The following is a 20245-nucleotide window of genomic DNA, read 5'->3' as shown; positions in this document are numbered from 1 at the left end:
CCCTGTCTCACAAAATTTTGCCAGGGTTCATAATGCCGAGCGGGTCGAGGGCGCCTTTGATGGCACGCATCATGTTCAGTTCGACGGGGTCCTTGTAGCGTTGCAAGTCCTCGCGTTTCAGGGCGCCGATCCCGTGTTCGGCCGAGATCGAGCCGTCGAAACGGGCGACGCTGTCGTGCACGATGCGGTTGATCGCGCCCTGGTTGCCGAGGAAGGCTTCGTGCGACACGTCGCCGGACGGCGCGACGTTGTAGTGCAAATTGCCGTCGCCCAGGTGCCCGAAGCAGACTACCTGGCAGCCGGGAAAGGCGGCAGCCAGCAGGGCGTCGGTGGCCGCAATGAAGGCGCCGATCTGCGAGATCGGCAGCGAGACGTCGTGCTTGATGTTCTTGCCGGCGCTGGCCTGGGCCAGCGGGATGTGTTCGCGCAGCTGCCACAGGCCGCTCGACTGGGCGAGCGAGGTGGCCACTACCGCGTCATCGGCAAGACCGCCTTCGAGCGCCGCTTCGATCGCGCCTTCGAGCAGGGCGACCGCATGCTCTTCCGACTCGCTGCTCGACACTTCCAGCAGTGCATACTGGGCATGGCTGCGCGCGAACGGGCGCGGCAGGTGCGGGAAATGCTCGCCCACCAGGCGCAGGCAGAAGTCCGACATCAATTCGTAGGCCGTGAGGTTCGAGCCGCACTGGTCCTGCATCAGCGACAGCAGGGACAGGGCGCGTTCGGGCGACTCCATGGCCACCAGCGCCGTGGTCGAGGCTTTCGGCTGCGGGTAGAGCTTCAGCACCGCTGCGGTAATGACGCCCAGCGTGCCTTCGGCGCCGATGAACAGTTCGCGCAGCGCGTAACCTGTGTTGTCCTTGCGCAGGCCGCGCAGGCCGTCCCAGACTTCGCCGCTGGGCGTGACCACCTGCAGGCCGAGGCACAGGTCGCGCGTGTTCCCGTAACGCAGCACGGCGGTGCCGCCGGCATTCGTCGACAGGTTGCCGCCGATGGTGCAGCTGCCTTCGGCGGCCAGCGACAAGGGAAACAACAGGCCGGCGCGGCTGGCCGCTTCCTGGATCTGCTGCAGGATGGCGCCGGCTTCGACCGTGATCGTGCGGTTGGTGGCGTCCAGTTCGAGTACCCGGCTCATGCGCCGCAGGGACAGCACCACGGCCGTGCCGCTGGCGTCGGGCACGCTGCCCAGCACCAGGCCCGTGCGCCCGCCTTGCGGCACGATCGGCACGCGCTCTTGGGCGCACAGGGCGACCAGTTGCGCGACCTGGCCGGTAGACGAAGGCAGCAGCACGGCGCGGGCACGGCCGGTAAAGCGGCCGCGCCAGTCGGTGAGGTAGGGCGCCATGTCGGCTTCCAGAGCCAGCACCCAGGACGCGCCGACGATCTCGCGGCAGCGCCCGAGGAAATCCTCAGTCATGCGGCACTTTTACCTTGTCGAGCAATTCCTTGGCCATTTTTTGCGCCGCCTTTTTATACGGACGCAGGTAGAGCAGGGCGCAGGCGAAATACACGCAGACCAGGGCCACTTCGCCCAGCGCCATCATGCGCGAGAGTTCGGCCATGTCGCTCCAGGCGCGCACCACGCCTTCGGTGAAATACAGCAGGATCACCATCGACGACCACTGCAGCGTGTAGAGGTCGCGTTTGATGACGCCGCGCAGCGGCAGCAGCAGCGGTACGGCTTTCAGGGCCAGCAGGGAGCCGCCCGCGTGCAGCGGGGCGACCCAGATTTCCCAGGCCACCAGCCAGCAGATCAGCCAGATCAGGCTGGCGATGGCACCGCCGTGGAAGAGCTTTTGGGTTTGCATCAGCGTAGTCCGTGCAATGGTTGGTGCAGCTTCGCGGCGGCTTCGGCCAGGCGCCGCCCGAGCGCGATGGCCAGGCGTTTCTCGTCTTCCGTGACCTGCTTGTCGCCGTCGATGCCGGCCCAGTGGGTGGCGCCGTAGGGGCTGCCGCCGCTGGACGTGGTCATCAGTTCGGGGTGGGTATAGGGCAGGCCCATGACGAGCATGCCGTGGTGCAGCAGTGGAATCATCATCGACAGCAGGGTGGCTTCCTGGCCGCCGTGCAGGCTGCCCGTGGAAGCGAACACGACCGCGGGTTTGCCGGACAGGGTGCCGGCCAGCCATTCGGCCGCAGTGCCGTCGAGGAAGTATTTCATTGCCGATGCCATGTTGCCGAAGCGCGTGGGCGAGCCCAGCGCCAGGCCGGCGCATTCGGCCAGGTCGTCGAGTTCGACATAGGGCGCGCCATCGGACGGGATGCCGGGCGCCGTCGATTCGGCCACGGTCGAGACCGCCGGCACCGTGCGCAGGCGTGCCTCCAGGCCCGGGACGCTTTCGACGCCCTGGGCGATCAGCTCGGCCAGTTTGCGGGTAGCGCCATGGCGCGAGTAGTACAAAACGAGAATAGTCAGGGAGGTCGGGTTCATCGTTGGTATTATAGAATGCTTTGCTCAACGCATTGGTCCGGCAAATGCCCCTTGGACGGATCTAAAACGACAACATGCTTTCCAAAATTGTTCACGCGAAGGTGCATGCCATGTCGCGCTCGACCAACGAGATCTTCAGCGACGGCTTCGAGCGCATGCGCGGCCTGAGCCTGCCTGAAGTGCGCGACCTGGTGCGCTTTGCGCGGCGCCGCCTGCGCGAGGAGATGCTGCCGCAAGTGGCCGGCAGCCTCACCTTTACCACGACCCTGGCCCTGGTCCCGCTCCTGACGATCGTGCTGGCCATTTTTACCACGTTTCCGATCTTCGGTCAGCTCCGCACGGCCCTCGAGACGTATTTCGCCCAGGCCTTGATGCCGAAGGCGATTTCGAACACCATCATTGCCAACCTGACGCAATTTGCCGACAAGGCGAAGGGCCTCTCCGCGCTGGGTGCGGTCTTGCTGCTGTTTACGACGACGGCCATGATGGGCATGATCGAGCGCGTCTTCAACCAGATCTGGCGCGTGCGCCGGCCGCGTCCGCTAATGCAGCGCATGCTCACGTACTGGGCCCTGATCACGCTCGGTCCCTTGCTGTTCGGCCTGTCGATTTCGCTGACCGCCCCGCTGTTCACGGCCACCGGCGGCATGACCCGCGCCGTGCCAGTGCTCGGCGCGTTGCTGTCGACGCTGGCCTCGGTCGCGCTCACCACCGGCGCGTATACCTTGCTGTACGTGGCCGTGCCGAACCGCCGCGTCAACTGGCGCGACGCGCTGTGGGGCGCGCTGGCCGCCGCGATTGCCTTCGAACTGGCCAAGCGCCTGTTCGCCCTCTTCATCCGCCAGTTCCCGACCTACGCGCTCATTTATGGCGCGCTGGCCGCGCTGCCGCTGTTCCTGCTGTGGATGTATTTGTCCTGGCTGATCACGCTGCTTGGTGCGGTCGTGGCCGCCGCCTTGCCGGTGGTGAAGTACGAGCGCTGGTGGCATGTGCCGGCGCCGGGCGGGGTGTTCGTCGACGCCATCGCGGTGCTCAAGGTGCTGCACGGCGTCGCCCATGCGACCGGTTCGGCCCTGGTCTCGTCCAGCGCGATCCGGGCCCATACCCGCATCGGCTATGACGAACTGGGCCTGCTGCTCGAACAGATGGTGGCGGCCGGCTGGGTCGGCCGGGTCCAGCCCGACGGGCCGCAGCCAGGCGGCTGGGGCAGCGCCGGCCGCGCCGGGGCGGACGACTGGGTGCTGCTGGCCGATCCCGACAAGCTGCAGGTGGCCGACGTGTACCGCCTGTTCGTGTTCGGCGGGACGCTGGCGCCGAGTGCGCAGCAGGTGGCGGGCTCGCCCTTGTCGCTCGATGCAGGCACGCTGGCGCGGCAGGTCGAGGCGGCAGTGAGCCAGGGCCTGGACCAGCCGATCAGCGCGTATTTCGCAGAGCAGTAGCGCAGGGGCCGGCGGCCATGCTCACCACGTCAATTTGCCGGTCAACATCTGCCAATACATCACCCAATCCGCCTTGAACGACAACCACGGCTGCGCAAACGACGCCGGCCGGTTGTGCTCGTAGAAGAAATGCCCGATCCAGGCGCCGCCGTAGCCGGACACGAGCGCCGCCAGCACCCACCCGGCGCCGCCTGTGACGATGGCCGTGGCAATGGCCAGCAGCGCGCCCGTGCTGCCGATGAAATGCGCGCGGCGGCAGCGGCGGTCGGCGTGCTGGGTCAGGTAATAGGGGTAGAACTCGGCGAAGCTCATGCCGGCGCCCCTTCGAGCGAGAGGGCGAAGGCGTCGAGCGCATCGAGCACCGCATCGGGCTGCTCGCTCATGAGCGAATGGCCGGCGTCGACCTGCACCACCTTGCCGTGCGCGATCGCGTTCGTCAGGATCTTGGTCGAGCGCGCCGGCGTCATCATGTCCTTGGCGCCAAAGATGAACAGCACCGGGCAGCGCACCGCGCTTGCCGCCGCCTCGCCATTGGCATAGGCGTTACAGGCCGAAAAATCGTTGAAGAAGAGCTGATCGGGATTGATGGCCGACATGCGCTGCATCAGCCTGCGCGCGCCGCCCATCACCGAAAAGCCCGGGCCGGGGCTCGAGGGCTTGTGCGCGATCGTCGAATGCGACCAGATATTGACCATGTCGATCGCCGCGCCCTCGTCGTCGCGCGCGGTCGCCAGCAGGGCGTCGGACACCTTCATCGGATAGGTCGTGCCCAGCATGGCCAGTGCGCGCACTTTATGCGGGGCGCGCTGCGAGGCTTCCAGTGCGATCAGCGAACCCATGCTGTGGCCCACCAGCAGCGCCTTGCGCACGCCGGCCGCCTCCAGCACGGCCAGCAGCCAGTCGGCCATCGCTTCGACACTGGCCAGTGCCGGACCACTGCTGCGCCCGTGCCCCGGCAAGTCCACCGCCAGCACGCCATAGCCATGGTGCGCGAACCAGCGCGACTGCAGGCCCCAGACCGAGTGGTCGTTCTGGGCGCCGTGGATGAACACCACCGTCGGCAGCGCCGCGTTGAAGGGTTTGCCGCCGCTGTAGCAATAGGCCGTCTTGCCTGCGATATCGAGGATCATCCTTACGCTCCTTTCTGCGAGGCTTTAAGAGCGCGCGCCAGGTCTTCGATCAGGTCGTCCGCGTCTTCCAGGCCGACCGACAAACGCATCGTGCCCTCGGTGATGCCGGAGGCCGCCAGTTGTTCGGGCGGCACGCGGAAGTGGGTGGTCGAGGCCGGGTGGATGACGAGCGACTTGGCGTCGCCGACATTGGCCAGGTGCGAGAACACCTTCAGGGCGTCGACGAAACGCCGTCCCGCGGCGCGGTCGCCTTTCAGATTGAAGGTGAACACGGCGCCGCAGCCTTTCGGCAGCAGCTGTTGCGCCAGCGCGTGGTCGGGATGGGTGTCCAGTTCCGGATACGAGACCGAAGCGACGGCCGGGTTGGACAGCAGGAAGTCGATCACGCGGCGCGTATTCGCCACGTGGCGGTCCATGCGCAGGCCGAGCGTCTCGATCCCCTGCAGCACGGCGAACGCATTGTGCGGGCTCATCACGGCGCCGAAATCGCGCAAGCCTTCGCGCCGCGCGCGCAGGGCAAAGGCGCCGACGGTCGACTCTTCGGCGAAGACCATGCCGTGGAAGCCCTCGTAGGGCTCGCACAGTTCGGCGAAGCGGCCGGTGCGCTCGTAGGCCGCCTGCCAATCGAAGGTGCCGCCGTCGACCAGCAGGCCGCCGATCGCGGTGCCATGCCCGCACAGGAACTTGGTGGCCGAGTGGAAGACCAGGTCGGCGCCCAGGTCGAAGGGACGCAGCAGATACGGCGTGGTGAAGGTCGCGTCGACCATCAGCGGCAGGTGGTGCTCATGGGCGAGGGCGGCGATGCGCGGGATGTCGAGCACGTCCAGGCCCGGGTTGCCCAGGGTTTCGCCGAACAGCACCTTCGTTTCGGGGCGGATCGCGGCGCGCCAGGCGTCGATGTCGCGCGGGTCGACGAAAGTGGTCGCTATGCCGAAGCGTTTGAGGGTATAGGCCAGCAGGTTGTGCGAGCCGCCGTAGAGGGCGCGCGAGGCGACGATGTGGGAACCGGCGCCGGCGATCGTCGACAGGCCCAGGAACATCGCGGCCTGGCCGCTGGCGGTGGCGATTCCGGCGACGCCGCCTTCGAGCGCGGCGATGCGTTCTTCCAGCACCGCATTGGTCGGGTTCGAAATGCGCGAATAGACGTGGCCGCTGCGCTCCATGTTGAACAGGGAAGCGGCGTGGTCGGAGTCGCGGAAGGCGAACGAGGAAGTGAAATGGATGGGCGTGGCCCGCGCGCCGGTCGCCGGGTCGGGTGCCGCGCCCGCGTGCAAGGCCAGGGTGTCGAAACCCGGGTAGTGTGGACCGCTCATGATTGTCTCGTTGAAGAAATTATTATGGGCGGCATCGTAGCATTTTTTCATCCCGGCGCAAGGCAGCAGTCCGCTACTTCCCTCTATAGCCGATTTTCTGCTAGGCTTAGGCTACATCCGTGTTATGCCTTAGACAAAGAAATCGATTCGTGAATATTCCAACAGAAGCCGGGGTGGCTAATATGAAAGTTTCAGAAATCCTGCAGGTGAAGGGTCACATCCTCTATACCGTGACCCCTGAAACACTGCTCGCCGACGCGGTCGAAACGATGTCGGAAAAGGACATCGGTTCCCTGGTCGTCATGGAGTACGGCGACCTCGTTGGGATGCTGACTTTCCGCGAAGTGATCAAGGTGCTGCATGCCAACGGCGGCGCCCTGGGTGCCGGCACCGTGCGCAAGCACATGGACGACAGCCCGATCACGGTCACGCCGGATACCGAAGTGAACGAGGTGCGGCGCATGATGCTGGAAAAGCATGCGCGCTACCTGCCGGTCATGAACGCCAAGACCCTGCTGGGCGTGATTTCCTTCTACGACGTCGCGCGCGCGGTGCTGGAAGCGCAGAGCTTCGAGAACCGCATGCTCAAGGCATATATTCGGGACTGGCCGGCGGAGCAGGCGGCCGAGGATTGAATTTGTGAGGTGGGCGCCGGGTCCGATCGCGGCCCGGCCCATTACGCGGCATTGAGTTGCTGCGTTCCCAACCACTCCAGCAGCGCTTGCGGCGACAGCGGCCGCGCGAACAAATAGCCTTGCGCGAGCGGGCAGCCCAGCGCGTGCAGGATCTGCGCCTGGCGCTCGTCTTCGACGCCTTCGGCAATCACCGACAATCCCAGATTGCGCCCGAGCTGGATCACCATCTCGGCAATGCTGCTGCCGCGCGCGGAGCCCGTGATCTCGCTGACAAAGGACCGGTCGATCTTCAGGCGGTCCACCTTCAGGCGCTGCAGGTGCGAGAGCGACGAGAAACCGGTGCCGAAGTCGTCGATCGCGATCGACACGCCGGTGCGCTTGACCTGGGCCAGCATTTCGGCCAGCTGCTGCGGTTCCTCCATCGCCATCGATTCCGTGATTTCCAGCTCGATGTATTCGGCCGGCGCACCGGTGTCGGCCAGGGCGCGCTGCAGCACCTCGACGAAATGCGGATGGCGGAACTGGGCCTGCGAGACGTTCACCGACATCGTGAACTGCAAGTGCCCGGCAGCGCGCAGGCGCATCAGTTCGGCGCAGGCTTCGCGCAGCACCCAGGCGCCGATTTCGACGATGAGGCCCGAGTATTCGGCGATCGGGATGAAGCGGTCCGGCGGAATCATGGTGCCGTCTTCCAGGCGCCAGCGCAGCAGCGCTTCGGCCCCGAAAGGACGGTGGCTGGCGAGGTCGACCTGCGGCTGGTAGGCGAGGAAGAGTTCGCCCCTGGCGACGCCGCTGCGCAGCGCGTGCATCAGGCGCACGCGCTCGCGGATCTCGACGCCCATGCTGCGCGAAAAATAGAAGTGGCCGCTGCGCTGCTGGGACTTGGCGCGTTTCAGCGCGATGTCGGCGTCCTTGAGCGCATCGGCGCCGCTGCCGTCGTGCTCGTGCAGGCGCACCAGGCCGAGCGTGGCCGACACCTGCACGTCCTGGCCGTCGATCGAGAAGGGCGGGGCGAACAGCGCGTGAATCGCAGCCGGCGTATTGAGTTCGGCGCTGCCGAGCACCGCGAAGATGTCGCCGCTGATGCGCGCCACCGTCAGGCGAGGGTCGAGCTGGTGCTGCAGGCGCTGGGCCACGGTCACCAGCAGCGCGTCGCCGAACTGGTGGCCGAGGGCGTCGTTGGTCTCGGCAAAATGGTCGAGGTCGACCAGGGTCAGGGTGGCGTCGAGCGTACTGCCTTGCGCCACCGCCGCGTCGAGCTCTTCGACCAGGCGGGTGCGGTTCGGCAGGCGGGTCAGGCGGTCGAAGAATGCCGCGTCGTTCAGGCGTTCGACCAGTTCGACGTTGTCCAGGCCCACCGTGACGACGCTGGCGAACACGTTCAGCAAACGCTTCTTGCCGTCGCTGACCGGCTGCGCCAGGGGAATCGCCGCGCAAAAATCGCGGCCCGATTTGCCGGGAAAGTAAAGCGCCAGGCAGGTCGGGCTGAACTCGGGCCGGCCTTCGGCCAGCGCGCGCGCGGCGGCCCCGGCCAGCAGTGCTTCGTGCCGGGCGTCGAGCACTTGTCCTTCGAGGCGTTGCGCGGCGCCGGCGCCGCCCAGTACGCGCACGGTGTCGTGCAGGGTCGCCGATTCGCGCACGCAGAGCACGCCGGCGGCGTCCTGGCCGAGCAGGGCGGCGGCTTGCTGCAGGACCGAACGGGCCACGTCGCGCGCGCCGTGCAGGCGCATCAGTTCCGTGCCGGCATGGACGATGCGCTCCAGCCCCGCGCGCCCGATGCGCAGCGCATGCAGCTGCTCGTAGCAGCGCACGGCGGCGGCCACCGTCGTGTACAGCTTGGTGCGGGTCAGTTCGGATTTGGTGCGGTAGTCGTTGATGTCGAGGTCGCGGATCGCGTCCATCTCGGGCGTATAGCCGGGCTGGCCGGTGCGCAAAATGATGCGCACGTCCTGCATGCCGAGCGTTTCGCGGATATGGCGCACCAGCTGCAGGCCGGCGTCGGGCTGCTCCATGACGACGTCGAGCAGGATGACGGCGATGTCGGGCTCGCGCGCCAGCACGAAACGCGCCGCCTGCGCCGAACTGGCGTGCAGGAATTCGAGCGGGCGCTCCTGCACTTCGAGACCGGCGAGGGCGAAGGTCGTCGTCGAATGGACGTCGGCGTCGTCATCGATGATCAGGATGCGCCAGCCGGATTGGGCGGCGCGGGACGGGGCAAGTGGTGCCTCGTCCAGGAAAACCAGGTCGTCGTGGATGGGTGCGGCGACACCGGATGGAATCGATGCGGACATTATTGGTGCGTCTCCAAGCTTTTTCTCGGCTTTTCTACCCGTCGAGTATAGCGGACATTACTGAACGCGCAGGCTCAAAATTGATCTGTCGGGAAAATTTATATCCGCAAGGCAACGAAATCCATTTGCCGGATGGAAATTTTGGCCGCCGGACTATCCTCGCGGGGGCTGGTAGAATGGCTTTTTTGCACCTTCACCGCCTACGCCCATGTCTGGTAATTCCTTCGGTAAGCTCTTTTCTGTCACCACCTTCGGCGAGTCGCACGGCCCCGCGATCGGCTGCGTCATCGACGGCTGTCCACCCGGGATGGCCTTGTCGGAAGCCGACATTCAGCTCGACCTCGACCGGCGCAAACCCGGTACCTCGCGCCACGTGACCCAGCGCCAGGAAGGCGACCGGGTGCAGATCCTGTCGGGCGTGTACGAGGGCGTCACGACCGGCACCCCGATCGCGCTCCTGATTCCCAACGAAGACCAGCGCAGCAAGGATTACGGCAACATCGCCGAGACCTTCCGTCCCGGCCACGCCGACTACACCTACTGGCACAAATACGGCGTGCGCGATCCGCGCGGCGGCGGGCGCTCCTCGGCGCGCCTGACCGCGCCCGTGGTCGGCGCCGGCGCGGTGGCCAAGAAATGGCTGCGCGAGCGCTATGGCATTGGCTTTGCCGGCTACATGCGCCAGCTCGGCGAGATCGAGATCCCCTTCGGCGGCTGGGAACACGTGGGGAATAATCCCTTCTTTGCCGCCACCGGCGACGCGGCGCTGCTGGCGCGCATGGAAGACTACATGGACGAGCTGCGCCGCGCCGGCGACTCGATCGGCGCGCGCATCGACGTCGTCGCCACCGGCGTGCCGGTGGGCTTCGGCCAGCCGATCTACGACAAGCTCGATGCCGACATCGCCTACGCGATGATGGGCATTAACGCGGTCAAGGGTGTGGAGATCGGCGCCGGCTTTGCATCCGTCGCGCAGAAGGGGTCCGAGCACGGCGACGAGCTCACGCCCGGCGGTTTCGTCGGCAACCATGCCGGTGGGGTGCTGGGCGGGATTTCGACCGGGCAGGACATCACGGTGTCGCTGGCGATCAAGCCGACTTCATCGATCCGCATTCCGCGCCGCTCGATCGACAAGGCGGGAAGAGCGGCCATGGTCGAAACCTTCGGCCGCCACGACCCCTGCGTCGGCATCCGGGCGACCCCGATCGCCGAAGCGATGCTGGCCCTGGTGCTGATCGATCACGCCCTGATGCAGCGCGCGCAGTGCGGCGACGTGCGCGTCGACACGCCGCGCATCTGAACGCTCAGGCTTTGCCGGCAGCGGCCGTGTCGGCGCGCCGCTCGAGCGCGCCGACCATCAGCGCGCGCAAGTCGTTCAGCAGCGAAAACTCGGTCTGGTTCAGGTGCACCGAGGGGAAGCTGTCGTCCCAGTCGCCGTAGATGAAACCGACCGGCTGGCCGTTCAGGCACAGCGGGATGATGACGAAGCAGCGCGCTTCGGACAGCGTGCCGCACCACCAGCCGGGCAGCTTGGCGGCGAATTTCGGGTCGCGCGCATTCTCGATGAAGATCACGCGGTCGCTGGTCAGGGCCGCATGGAACACGTCGGCCTCGTAGGCGTCGTCGAAAGTTAGGTTCGGGATCATGGCCCTGGCGCCTGCGCCGAAGCCCATGCGCGCCAGGTATTTCCCTTCGCGCCGGTTGCGCAGGAAGGCAAAGGCGCGCGTAAACGACAGGCCCTGATAGGCCGTTTCCAGCGCCATCGACATCATCTGCCCCGGATTGACGGTCATGCCGGCGTCGCGCATGTCGGCCACGCCGCTCATCAGGATGCGGTTGCCCGGTTCGCGCTTGCGCGCGCCGGCCTTCACTTGCGCCTCGGCCGGGGCGGGCTTCTCCTGAGACCTGGCCAGCGGCGCGATGCTCAGGTCGGCCGCGGCCACGGTCTTTGCCTTGTCGATCGCCGCCATCACCTGCTCGGGCGCCACGCCCAGCATCGGCGCGAAGGCCGCGGCCAGTGCGGCCACCGCGAGCGCGCCCGCTTCGTCGTCGTTCCAGAGCGAGTTGGCGCAGCGCGTCGACATGGTGCCGAGCGCGGCCAGCCAGTCGTCGTGGCCGAAGCCGTCTTCGCGTTCCCCCGGTTCCAGCGTGCGCATGCCGGCCACCAGGTTGCGCGGCAGGCCCCAGTGTTCGGCGGTCGCGCGTCCCAGGTCTTCCAGCGAGAGGCCCAGCACGGCCTGCGCCGCAAGGCCTTCGATGCCGACGCCGGCCTCGGCCTGCATCCGGCTCCAGCGCTCGGGCATGTAGAAGGTCACCATCATCCGCCCCAGCGAATGCAGGATCGAGCAGACCACGGCTTCCTCGGGGTCGCGCGTGGCGGCGCGGGCGGCCACCTGCTGCGCCACCATTCCGGCCAGCACGGCCTTTTCCATCTCGACGTGGGCCAGCGCCGAATCGGGCGTGCTCTTCGAGAGTTCCTCGATCAGCTTCAGGCCCAGCGCCAGGTGGCCGATCGCCTCGGTGCCGAGCACCAGCACCGCTTTCGAGACGGTGTTGATGCGCTGCCCGAAGGCCGAGTACATGCCGCTGTTGGCAAGCCTGAGCACCTTCTGGGTCAGGACCGGGTCCGACAGCACGGTCTGCGTCATCGAGAATTCGCGCTCGTCCTCGCCGCGCATCGAGGCCAGGATGGCATTGATGGCGCGGGTAAAGCCGGGCATGTCGCCCTGGCGCCGGATCCGCTCCCACAACAGGGCGAGGGTGTCGGCGGCCTTGGGCGCGTGTTGGTTGTCTGGTTGAGGCGTCATGATGTACTTGCTGGACGGTCTTGCGGCAGCAATGCCGTGTAATGGTTGTCCTGCAGGGCGGCCAGGGCGATATTCGCCGGCATCGGCCGGCCCGTCAGGTAGCCCTGGATGTAGCGGCAGTCGCGCGCTTGCAGCCAGCCCAGCTGGTCTTCGGTTTCGACGCCTTCTGCCACCACCGACAGGCCGAGGTGGCGCGCCATGTCGAGCACGGCGCTGCAGATGGCCGCTTCCTTCGGCGCCCCCGGCAGGTCCTTCACGAAAGCGCGGTCGATCTTGAGTACCGAGATCGGGAAGCGCTTCAGGTAGGCCAGCGACGAGTAGCCGGTGCCGAAATCGTCGATCGCGATGCGCGCCTCGCGCTCGGCCATCCTGGTGAGGATGGTTTCGGCGTGCTGGGGATCGACCATCAGCGTGCCCTCGGTAATTTCGAGCACCAGCTTCTTGCCCGGCATGCCGGACAGGAGCAGCGCTTCGTCCAGCACGTCCAGGAATTTGTCGTTCCTGAACTGGCGCGGGCTGATGTTGACCGAGATGTAGAGTTCGCGCTTGGCCGCTTCCTCGAACTGCTGCAGCTGGGCGCAGGCCGCCTTCAGGGCCCAGGCGCCGAGCAGGTTGATCAGGCCGTTCGTTTCCGCGATCGGGATGAAGCGCACCGGCGGCACCATGCCCAGGGTCGGGTGCTTCCAGCGCATCAGCGTCTCGAAGCCTTCGATCAGGCGCGTGCGGGCGTCGACGATCGGCTGGTAGTAGAGCAGGAATTCGCCTTCGCGCACCGCGGTAAACATGGCCGCCTCGAGCGAAATATCGTGCTGGGGCGGGCCCTGTTCGCGCGCGCTGTAGACGATCGCGCGGCCCTTGCCGGTTTCCTTGGCGCGCGACAGCGCCGCGTCGGCCAGGGCCAGCAGGCCATGGTCGTCCTCGGCATGCTGGGGATAGAGTGCAACGCCCACCGAAGCGCCCAGGTAGATCGTGTGGCCCTCGAGCTCGAACGGCGACTGCAGGGTGGCCAGCAGGCGCCCGGTGACGAGCTTGATTTGCGCTTCGCTGGCGGTGCCCGGCAGGATGACGACGAATTCGTCGCCGCCCGCGCGCGCCAGGGTATCGCTGTCGCGCATGGTCTTGCGCAGGCGCGTCGCGGCCTGGCGCAGCACGGCGTCGCCGATGGTATGGCCGAGCGCGTCGTTGACTTTCTTGAAGCCGTCGATGCCGATGCTGGCCACGGCAAAGCCCTGGCCCGTGCGGCGCGCATTGGCCACCACCATGCGGATCCGGTCCGCCAGCAGCAGGCGGTTCGGTAGTTCGGTCAGCGCGTCGTGGGTCGCCATGTGGCGCAGGCGTTCTTCGACGGCCTGCTGGGCGCTCATGTCGCGCCCCACCACCAGCAGGTTGCCCGCGAACTGCGACTCGTCGCCCAGGGCGGCGATACGCAGTTCGTACGGGAGCGGCTGTCCGGCGCAGCGCAGGCGAACGCGCACCAGCACCGGTTCGCCGGCGGCGTGCGCTTCGACGATGGCAGTGCGCAGGACGGGACCGTCGGCGTCGAGCACAAGGGCGGACAGCGGCACGCCCGCGGCGGGCGTGGACAGGCCGAGCAGGCGCAGTGCGCGGCGGCTGGCGCTCTGGACGTCGCCATTGGGCGCGATCCGGAAAACGCAATCGCCTGCCGCTTCCATCAGTCCATCCAGACCATGCTCCGGTGGCAGGTGCGGCTGGTCGAAGGGCGCGACGGCGGAAGTGGAGCGCATGGTAGAAATAATTGCCTTATTGCGGGCACCCTGGAGCAGGTGTAACCGTGCGAGTTTAACAAACCACAGGACACTTTATCACTGAAAAATTCCGAGGGGCATTAAAAAAATCGGGGGGAGCTCAATTGACGCTTCCTTTGCGTTAGCGCAGTGCGTCTTGCCTGGCGCGTCGCTTTGCGCTAGCCTGTTGAGTGATCGCTAACATGCATTGTCAATACGTGAATGCCATTGTCGCCGACGGGATGCATTCCAGGAAGCACAAGCGTGCGATTTGATGCTTGATTGCAACATTATAATCCACCACGCGCATAGAGACCGCCATGAGCCAGTTCGACACCCACGATGTCTTCAACCAGGCCCCGCCTTTCGGCGACGTCAACCTGCTGCGCTGCGACCCGGCGCTGCGCGAAGGCCTGGCGCGCGAGGGCGCCGGCTGGGACGTCGGCCGGCTCGACGCGCTCGGCGCGCAACTGGGCCGGGCCGAGGTGCTCGACCTGGCCCGCCTGGCGAACGTGAACGGCCCGCGCCTGATTGCGTTCGACCGCAGCGGGCGCCGCGTCGACGAGATCGAATTCCATCCGGCCTGGCACGAGTTGATGGGCATGTTGATTGGCGCCGGCGCCCATTCGGCGCCCTGGCTCGATCCGCGCCCTGGCGCCCAGGTGGCGCGCGCCGGCGCCTACCTGCTGTTCGGCCAGGTCGAGAACGGGGCCCAGTGCCCGGTGACGATGACCTATGCCAGCGTGCCGGCGCTGCGCCATGCGGGCAAGCTGGGCGAGCGCTGGCTGCCGAAAATCCTCTCGAACGAGTACGACCCGCGCTCGCTGCCGGTCGAACAAAAGCGCGGCGCCCTGATCGGCATGGGCATGACCGAGAAGCAGGGCGGCACCGATGTGCGCGCCAACACCACGCGCGCCCGCGAAATGCATCCGGCCGAAGCCCGTGCCCGCTTCGGCGAAGAAGGCGAGGGCGCCTGGCAGATCGTCGGCCATAAATGGTTCTTCTCGGCGCCGCAATCGGATGCGCACCTGATCCTGGCCCAGACCGACGAGGGAGGCAGCGCGGGGTTGTCGTGCTTTTTCGTGCCGCGCTACCTGCCCGACGGCAGCCGCAACGCGATCCGTGTGCAGCGCCTGAAGGACAAGCTGGGCAACCGTTCGAACGCCTCGTCCGAAGTCGAATTCCAGGATGCCGTCGGCTATCTGGTGGGCGCCGTCGGGCGCGGCATTCCGACCATCCTCGAGATGGGCAGCCACACGCGCCTGGACTGCGTGGTCGGCACCGCCGGCATCATGCGCGCGGCGCTGTGCCACGCGCTGAACCACGCGCGCGGCCGCGCCGCTTTCGGCAAAGCGCTGGCGCAGCAGCCGCTGATGCAGAACGTGCTGGCCGACCTCGCGCTCGAATCGGAAGCGGCCACCGCGTTCGCGCTGCGCCTGGCGCGCTGCTTCGACCATCCCGGCGATGCGCATGAAGCGGCGCTCGCCCGCATCCTGACCCCGGCCGGCAAGTACTGGCTGTGCAAGCGCGGCCCGGGCTTTGGCGCCGAAGCGATGGAAGTCATGGGCGGCAACGGCTATGTCGAGGACGGGCCGCTGGCGCGCCTGTACCGCGAGTTCCCGGTGAACTCGATCTGGGAGGGTTCCGGCAACGTGATGTGCCTGGACGTGCTGCGCGCGCTCGGCAAGAACCCGCAAGCGGCGCGCGCCGCGCTGGAAGCGGAACTGGCGCCGGCCGCCGCGCTGGACAGCCGCTTCGCCGCCTACGTGGAGCAGCTCGGGCAGGACATGCTCGACACCGAGGAAGCGGGCGCACGGCGGCTGGCCGAGCGGCTCGTGATCGCGGTGCAGGCGGCGCTGCTGCTGCGCCATGCGCCGCCCTTCGTGGCCGAGGCCTTCGTCGCCTCGCGCATCGCGCAGGATGTGGGCGGCGCCTTCGGCCGGCTGCCGGCGGGACTGGCGCTGCAGCAGATCCTGGAGCGCGCGCTCGTCGTTTAGGGTGAAATTTCTACAAGCTTGGCGCGACAAAATCGCGCCCGGCTGGGATAATGGCAGGCTACGAGCACCAACAACAGAACATCCTCTATGTCCATCATGAAACAAGATCCCCGTTTTCCGAGCCTTTACATCCTCAGCCACCCGCTGATCCAGCACAAGCTGTCGCACATGCGCGAGCACGACACCTCGACGCGCACCTTCCGCGAGCTGCTCAAGGAAATCACGCTCCTGATGGGCTACGAGATCACGCGCGACCTGCCGCTGACCACGCGTCCGATCCAGACCCCGCTGGTCACGATCGACGCGCCCGTCATCGCCGGTAAAAAGCTGGCCATCGTGCCGATCCTGCGCGCCGGCATCGGCATGAGCGACGGCCTGCTCGAACTCGTGCCGTCGGCACGCGTGGGCCATATCGGCGTCTACCGCGACCCCGACACCCACGAGCCGGTCGAATACCTGGTGCGCCTGCCGGACACCTCCGAGCGCACCTTCATCCTGTGCGACCCGATGGTCGCCACCGGCAACTCGGCGGTGCACGCGATCGACGTGCTGAAAAAGCGCGGCGTGCCGGACGAGCACATCATCTTCCTGGCCCTGGTGGCGGCGCCCGAAGGCGTGCAAGTGGTTCAGGACGCGCATCCGAATGTGAAGCTGTATGTCGCTTCGCTCGACTCGCACCTGAACGAGCACGCCTACATCGTGCCGGGCCTGGGCGACGCGGGCGACCGCATCTTCGGCACCAAATAAGCGGTGAGCGACACCAACGATGTGGACTTCTTTGTCCGCTTAACGCAGGCCAACGCCGACTTTCGTGCCGGCTTGCCGGTCACGCTGCAGCGCCTGCGCGATGCCGGCGCCGGCTTCGATCCTGCCGCGCCGAACGCGCAGCAGGCAGGCGATCTGCAGTCGCTGCTGCATACGCTCGCTGGCGCCGCGGTCACATTCGGCTTTCGCGAACTGGGGCAGGGCGCCCGCGCGCTGGAGCAGCGCCTGCGCGTGCTGACAGCGTTCGAACTGGTCGGCGAAGACGACTGGCAGGCGTGGCTGGCCTCACTGGACGATTTTGTCCGCGTTGGCCTGGCCGGGCCCGCGCCCGCGTATCACAGCGCCGCGTTTTCGCTGTTGCCTTGAATTAAAAGTCTAGCGTCGAGCCGTTTGATTTACCGCAAACTTGCGGAGCTTCGATGACCTATATTGTCCCAAGTGCCGACGTCGAAATAAGGCCGGGTAAAGTTGATACACGGCATTGTTAAGCCACCCGATTTTTTATTTCGCAAAAAACGCATGTAAGCGGTTTTATTCGGTATAATACGGGATCGTTGGGTTCGAGCTAGTAGTGCAGTCTGTCTGTCATTTCTTTCTTGCTTCTTCAAACGATCATAAACGGGCGCAAGCCCACTTAACTGAAATAGGAAATTGTAATGGCAACTGGCATCGTTAAATGGTTCAATGACTCGAAGGGCTTCGGCTTCATCACCCCTGATGAAGGCGGCGAAGATCTGTTCGCGCACTTCTCGGCTATCCAGAGCCAAGGCTTCAAGTCCCTGCAAGAGAACCAGCGCGTCTCGTTCGACGTGACCTCGGGTCCTAAGGGCAAACAAGCATCGAACATCCAGCCGATCTAATCGACTGAATTGAAGATGAAAAAATCCTCGGCTTGCCGGGGATTTTTTTCGTCTGTCGCTCAGGCGGCCGCGCTACCGGTACCACGCAGTTCCAGCAGTATCGGCGGCCGCGACAGTGTAGCCGTTTTATAGCGCCGCTATGCCTCCCGGCCCTGTTTGATTTCCGCCCTCCAATAATCCGCTTGCGCATAAGCGCGCCGCAGGAAGTCGACAAAGGCGCGGATACGCAGCGGCAAATGGCGCCGCTGGGCAAAGACCGCATATATATCGTTGCCCGGCGCCGCATAATCGTCGAGCACGCGTACCAGGCGTCCCGCTTCGATCTGCGCGCCCACTTCCCACATCGAGCGCCAGGCCAGGCCTTTGCCGGCAAGCGCCCAGTCGTGCAGCACTTCGCCGTCGTTGCACACCATATTCCCCGCCACTTTTAACGTGACCGTCTTGTGATGCTCGCGAAAGGTCCAGCCGCGCTGGCTGCCTTCGCTGCTGATCGCCAGGCAGTTGTGGCGCGCCAGCTCGCCCAGGGTGCGCGGCGTGCCGTGGCGCTTGAGGTAATCGGGACTGGCCACCACCACGCGCGCATTGTCGGCCAGCTTCACGCCCACCAGGTTCGAGTCGCCCAGGCTGGCGATGCGGATCGCCACGTCGACCCCTTCGCCGACCACGTCGACCACGCGGTCGTTCAGGTTCAGGTTGATCGTCACGTCGCGGTGCTCGGCAAGGAAGGAGGGCAGCAGGGGCGCCACGTGCTGGCGCCCGAAGCCGGCCGGCGCCGACACCAGCAGATGGCCTTTCGCGTGCGCGCTGCGTTCGGACACGGCCGTTTCCGCATCCTCCATCTCGGCCAGGATGCGCTGGCAATCCTCGAGAAAGGCGGCGCCTTCATCGGTCAAGGCCAGGCGCCGCGTCGTGCGCTGCAGCAGCTTGACGCCAAGCCGCGCCTCCAGCGCATCGAGGCGGCGCCCGATCATGGCCGGTGCAATCCCCTCGGCGCGCGCCGCCGCCGACAGGCTGCCGCGCGCGACCACTTCGACAAAGGTCGAGATCTCCCTGAACTTGCCCATCTTATCCCTCTGCCTATCTGTGACTAATGCGCACAAATGAAGTGCATAAATGTATCGTTTAAGTACTTTGAGTTGAATATACTTGATGATATGACAAACGCCAAGCTGGCATATACTTGACGGTATTGGCGTTCATCTCTGCACGATCATTTACTTCCTTCAAGGAGCACCACCATGACCATCGCCACCCCGCAAGGCCTGGAAATTTCGGGCGAGATCAAGCCCGGCTTCGACGCCATCCTCGTGCCCGAGGCACTCGAGCTGATCGCGATGCTGACCCGCAAATTCGAGCCGCGCCGCCAGGAATTACTGGCCGCGCGCGTCGAACGCGCCAAGCGGCTCGACGCCGGCGAACGGCCGGACTTCCTGCTTGAGACCAAGCACATCCGCGATGGCGACTGGAAGATCGCCCCGATCCCGCCAGCCCTGGAATGCCGCCGCGTCGAAATCACCGGCCCGGTCGAGCGCAAGATGGTCATCAACGCCCTGAACTCGGGCGCCGACAGCTACATGACCGACTTCGAGGATTCGAACGCGCCGAACTGGGACAACCAGATCACCGGCCAGATCAACATGCGCGACGCCGTGCGCCGCACCATCTCGCTCGAGCAGAACGGCAAGAGCTACAAACTCAATGACAAGGTCGCAACCCTGGTCGTGCGCCCGCGCGGCTGGCACCTGGACGAGAAGCACGTGCTGGTCGACGGCAAGCGCATTTCCGGCGGCATTTTCGATTTCGCCCTGTTCATGTTCCACAACGCGAAAGAGCAGATCGCGCGCGGCGCCGGTCCTTACTTCTACCTGCCGAAGATGGAATCGCACCTGGAAGCGCGCCTCTGGAACGACATCTTCATCGCCACGCAAGAAGCGCTGGGCCTGCCGCGCGGCACGGTCAAGGCGACGGTGCTGATCGAAACCATCGTGGCCGCCTTCGAGATGGACGAAATCCTGTACGAATTGCGCGAACACAGCGCCGGCCTGAATGCAGGCCGCTGGGATTACATCTTCTCCTGCATCAAGAAATTCAAGCTGGACAAGGACTTCTGCCTGGCCGACCGCGCCAAGGTGACGATGACCGCGCCCTTCATGCGCGCCTACGCCTTGCTGCTGTTGAAGACCTGCCACAAGCGCGGCGCGCCGGCGATCGGCGGCATGGCGGCCCTGATCCCGATCAAGAACGATCCGGAAAAGAACGAGATCGCCATGGGCGGCGTGCGTACCGACAAGGCGCGTGATGCCACCGACGGCTACGACGGCGGCTGGGTCGCCCACCCGGGCCTGGTCGAGCTGGCGATGACCGAATTTACCAAGGTGCTGGGCGACAAGCCGAACCAGATCGAGAAGCAGCGTCCGGACGTCGACGTCACGGCCGCGCAACTGCTCGACTTCAAGCCGGAAACGCCGATCACGGAAGCAGGGCTGCGCTACAACATCAACGTCGGCATTCACTACCTGGGCGCCTGGCTGGCGGGCAATGGCTGCGTGCCGATCCACAACCTGATGGAAGATGCGGCCACGGCCGAGATCAGCCGTTCGCAGGTCTGGCAGTGGATCCGCTCGCCGAAGGGCGTGCTGGACGACGGGCGCAAGGTCACCGCCGAGATGGTGCGCGCCATGATCCCTGAAGAACTGGCCAACGCGAAAGCCGCCGCGCCGAACGGCGACAACCCGAGCTATGCCCGCGCCGCAGTGATCTTCGAAGAAATGTCGACCTCGGAACAATTCGCCGAATTCCTGACGCTGCCGCTCTACGAAGAAATTTAAGCGT

At 65.9% G+C, this 20245-nt stretch carries 18 protein-coding genes; 8 read left to right on the top strand and 10 right to left on the bottom strand.

Annotated features, from left to right (window positions below; translation table 11 throughout):
* Window positions 1-7 precede the first annotated feature (7 nt).
* From NMB41_RS13645 to wrbA, 3 genes are read right to left on the bottom strand one after another with little or no spacing between them, the layout of a single operon-like run.
* Window positions 8-1417, bottom strand: a complete 1410-nt coding sequence (locus NMB41_RS13645) for an FAD-binding oxidoreductase (RefSeq protein ID WP_494378357.1) — start codon at window positions 1415-1417, stop codon at window positions 8-10.
* Window positions 1410-1808, bottom strand: a complete 399-nt coding sequence (locus tag NMB41_RS13640) for a DUF2069 domain-containing protein (RefSeq protein ID WP_494378356.1) — start codon at window positions 1806-1808, stop codon at window positions 1410-1412. Before NMB41_RS13640 ends, NMB41_RS13645 begins: the two co-directional genes overlap by 8 nt.
* Window positions 1808-2431 (bottom strand): NAD(P)H:quinone oxidoreductase, encoded by a 624-nt coding sequence (wrbA, locus tag NMB41_RS13635; RefSeq protein WP_494378355.1) that lies wholly within the window; start codon window positions 2429-2431, stop codon window positions 1808-1810. The genes NMB41_RS13640 and wrbA overlap by 1 nt, the downstream gene beginning before the upstream one ends.
* 110 nt (window positions 2432-2541) lie before the next feature.
* On the opposite strand from wrbA, the gene NMB41_RS13630 reads away from it, so the two are divergent.
* Entirely contained in the window at window positions 2542-3870 is a 1329-nt protein-coding gene (locus NMB41_RS13630) for a YihY family inner membrane protein (RefSeq protein WP_494378354.1), read from the top strand.
* Between the two features lie 21 nt (window positions 3871-3891).
* Here the strand turns inward: NMB41_RS13630 and NMB41_RS13625 are convergent, their stop codons facing one another.
* The 3 genes from NMB41_RS13625 to NMB41_RS13615 are packed head-to-tail and all read right to left on the bottom strand — an operon-like array spanning window position 3892 to window position 6313.
* Window positions 3892-4182 carry an Mpo1-like protein gene (locus NMB41_RS13625; RefSeq protein WP_494378353.1) on the bottom strand — a complete coding sequence of 97 codons (291 nt, stop codon included), beginning with the start codon at window positions 4180-4182 and terminating at the stop codon, window positions 3892-3894.
* A complete protein-coding gene (locus NMB41_RS13620; RefSeq protein WP_494378352.1) occupies window positions 4179-5000 on the bottom strand; it encodes an alpha/beta fold hydrolase in 822 nt (273 codons plus the stop codon). Before NMB41_RS13620 ends, NMB41_RS13625 begins: the two co-directional genes overlap by 4 nt.
* A 2-nt stretch (window positions 5001-5002) precedes the next feature.
* Window positions 5003-6313, bottom strand: coding sequence for an O-acetylhomoserine aminocarboxypropyltransferase (locus NMB41_RS13615; protein WP_494378351.1), 1311 nt, complete (start codon window positions 6311-6313; stop codon window positions 5003-5005).
* Between the two features lie 182 nt (window positions 6314-6495).
* Here NMB41_RS13615 and NMB41_RS13610 point away from each other — a divergent pair, with 182 nt between their 5' ends.
* On the top strand, window positions 6496-6948 hold the full coding sequence (locus NMB41_RS13610) for a CBS domain-containing protein (protein WP_494378350.1): 453 nt from the start codon (window positions 6496-6498) through the stop codon (window positions 6946-6948).
* 41 nt (window positions 6949-6989) lie between these two features.
* On the opposite strand, the gene NMB41_RS13605 is transcribed toward NMB41_RS13610, so the two are convergent.
* Window positions 6990-9239, bottom strand: coding sequence for a GGDEF/EAL domain-containing response regulator (locus NMB41_RS13605; protein WP_494378349.1), 2250 nt, complete (start codon window positions 9237-9239; stop codon window positions 6990-6992).
* A gap of 208 nt (window positions 9240-9447) precedes the next feature.
* Between NMB41_RS13605 and aroC the strand changes: the two genes are divergently transcribed.
* Window positions 9448-10539, top strand: coding sequence for a chorismate synthase (gene aroC / locus NMB41_RS13600; RefSeq protein WP_494378348.1), 1092 nt, complete (start codon window positions 9448-9450; stop codon window positions 10537-10539).
* Window positions 10540-10543: 4 nt separating this feature from the next.
* On the opposite strand, the gene NMB41_RS13595 is transcribed toward aroC, so the two are convergent.
* Window positions 10544-12046, bottom strand: a complete 1503-nt coding sequence (locus NMB41_RS13595) for an HDOD domain-containing protein (protein ID WP_494378347.1) — start codon at window positions 12044-12046, stop codon at window positions 10544-10546.
* Window positions 12043-13791 carry a putative bifunctional diguanylate cyclase/phosphodiesterase gene (locus tag NMB41_RS13590; protein ID WP_494378346.1) on the bottom strand — a complete coding sequence of 583 codons (1749 nt, stop codon included), beginning with the start codon at window positions 13789-13791 and terminating at the stop codon, window positions 12043-12045. The genes NMB41_RS13595 and NMB41_RS13590 overlap by 4 nt, the downstream gene beginning before the upstream one ends.
* A gap of 320 nt (window positions 13792-14111) precedes the next feature.
* Between NMB41_RS13590 and NMB41_RS13585 the strand changes: the two genes are divergently transcribed.
* The 4 genes from NMB41_RS13585 (at window position 14112) to NMB41_RS13570 (ending at window position 17413) form a co-directional block, all read left to right on the top strand.
* Window positions 14112-15788 carry an isovaleryl-CoA dehydrogenase gene (locus NMB41_RS13585; RefSeq protein ID WP_494378345.1) on the top strand — a complete coding sequence of 559 codons (1677 nt, stop codon included), beginning with the start codon at window positions 14112-14114 and terminating at the stop codon, window positions 15786-15788.
* Window positions 15789-15884: 96 nt separating this feature from the next.
* The gene (gene upp / locus NMB41_RS13580) at window positions 15885-16535 is read left to right on the top strand and encodes a uracil phosphoribosyltransferase (protein ID WP_494378344.1); all 651 of its coding nucleotides are present in this window, start codon (window positions 15885-15887) and stop codon (window positions 16533-16535) included.
* Window positions 16536-16538: 3 nt separating this feature from the next.
* Complete coding sequence (locus tag NMB41_RS13575) at window positions 16539-16919, top strand: Hpt domain-containing protein (RefSeq protein ID WP_494378343.1); 381 nt, start codon at window positions 16539-16541, stop codon at window positions 16917-16919.
* Between the two features lie 290 nt (window positions 16920-17209).
* Window positions 17210-17413: a cold-shock protein gene (locus tag NMB41_RS13570; protein WP_182988379.1), complete on the top strand. Its 204-nt coding sequence runs from the start codon at window positions 17210-17212 to the stop codon at window positions 17411-17413.
* A gap of 137 nt (window positions 17414-17550) precedes the next feature.
* Here NMB41_RS13570 and NMB41_RS13565 read toward each other — a convergent pair whose 3' ends face one another.
* Window positions 17551-18477 (bottom strand): LysR family transcriptional regulator, encoded by a 927-nt coding sequence (locus NMB41_RS13565; protein WP_494378342.1) that lies wholly within the window; start codon window positions 18475-18477, stop codon window positions 17551-17553.
* 174 nt (window positions 18478-18651) lie between these two features.
* On the opposite strand from NMB41_RS13565, the gene aceB reads away from it, so the two are divergent.
* Window positions 18652-20241 (top strand): malate synthase A, encoded by a 1590-nt coding sequence (gene aceB, locus NMB41_RS13560; RefSeq protein WP_494378341.1) that lies wholly within the window; start codon window positions 18652-18654, stop codon window positions 20239-20241.
* The last annotated feature ends 4 nt before the right edge of the window (window positions 20242-20245 follow it).

The organism is Massilia sp. FBCC-B171 (assembly GCF_059134155.1).
This window is presented reverse-complemented; position numbering and strand designations above follow the sequence as displayed.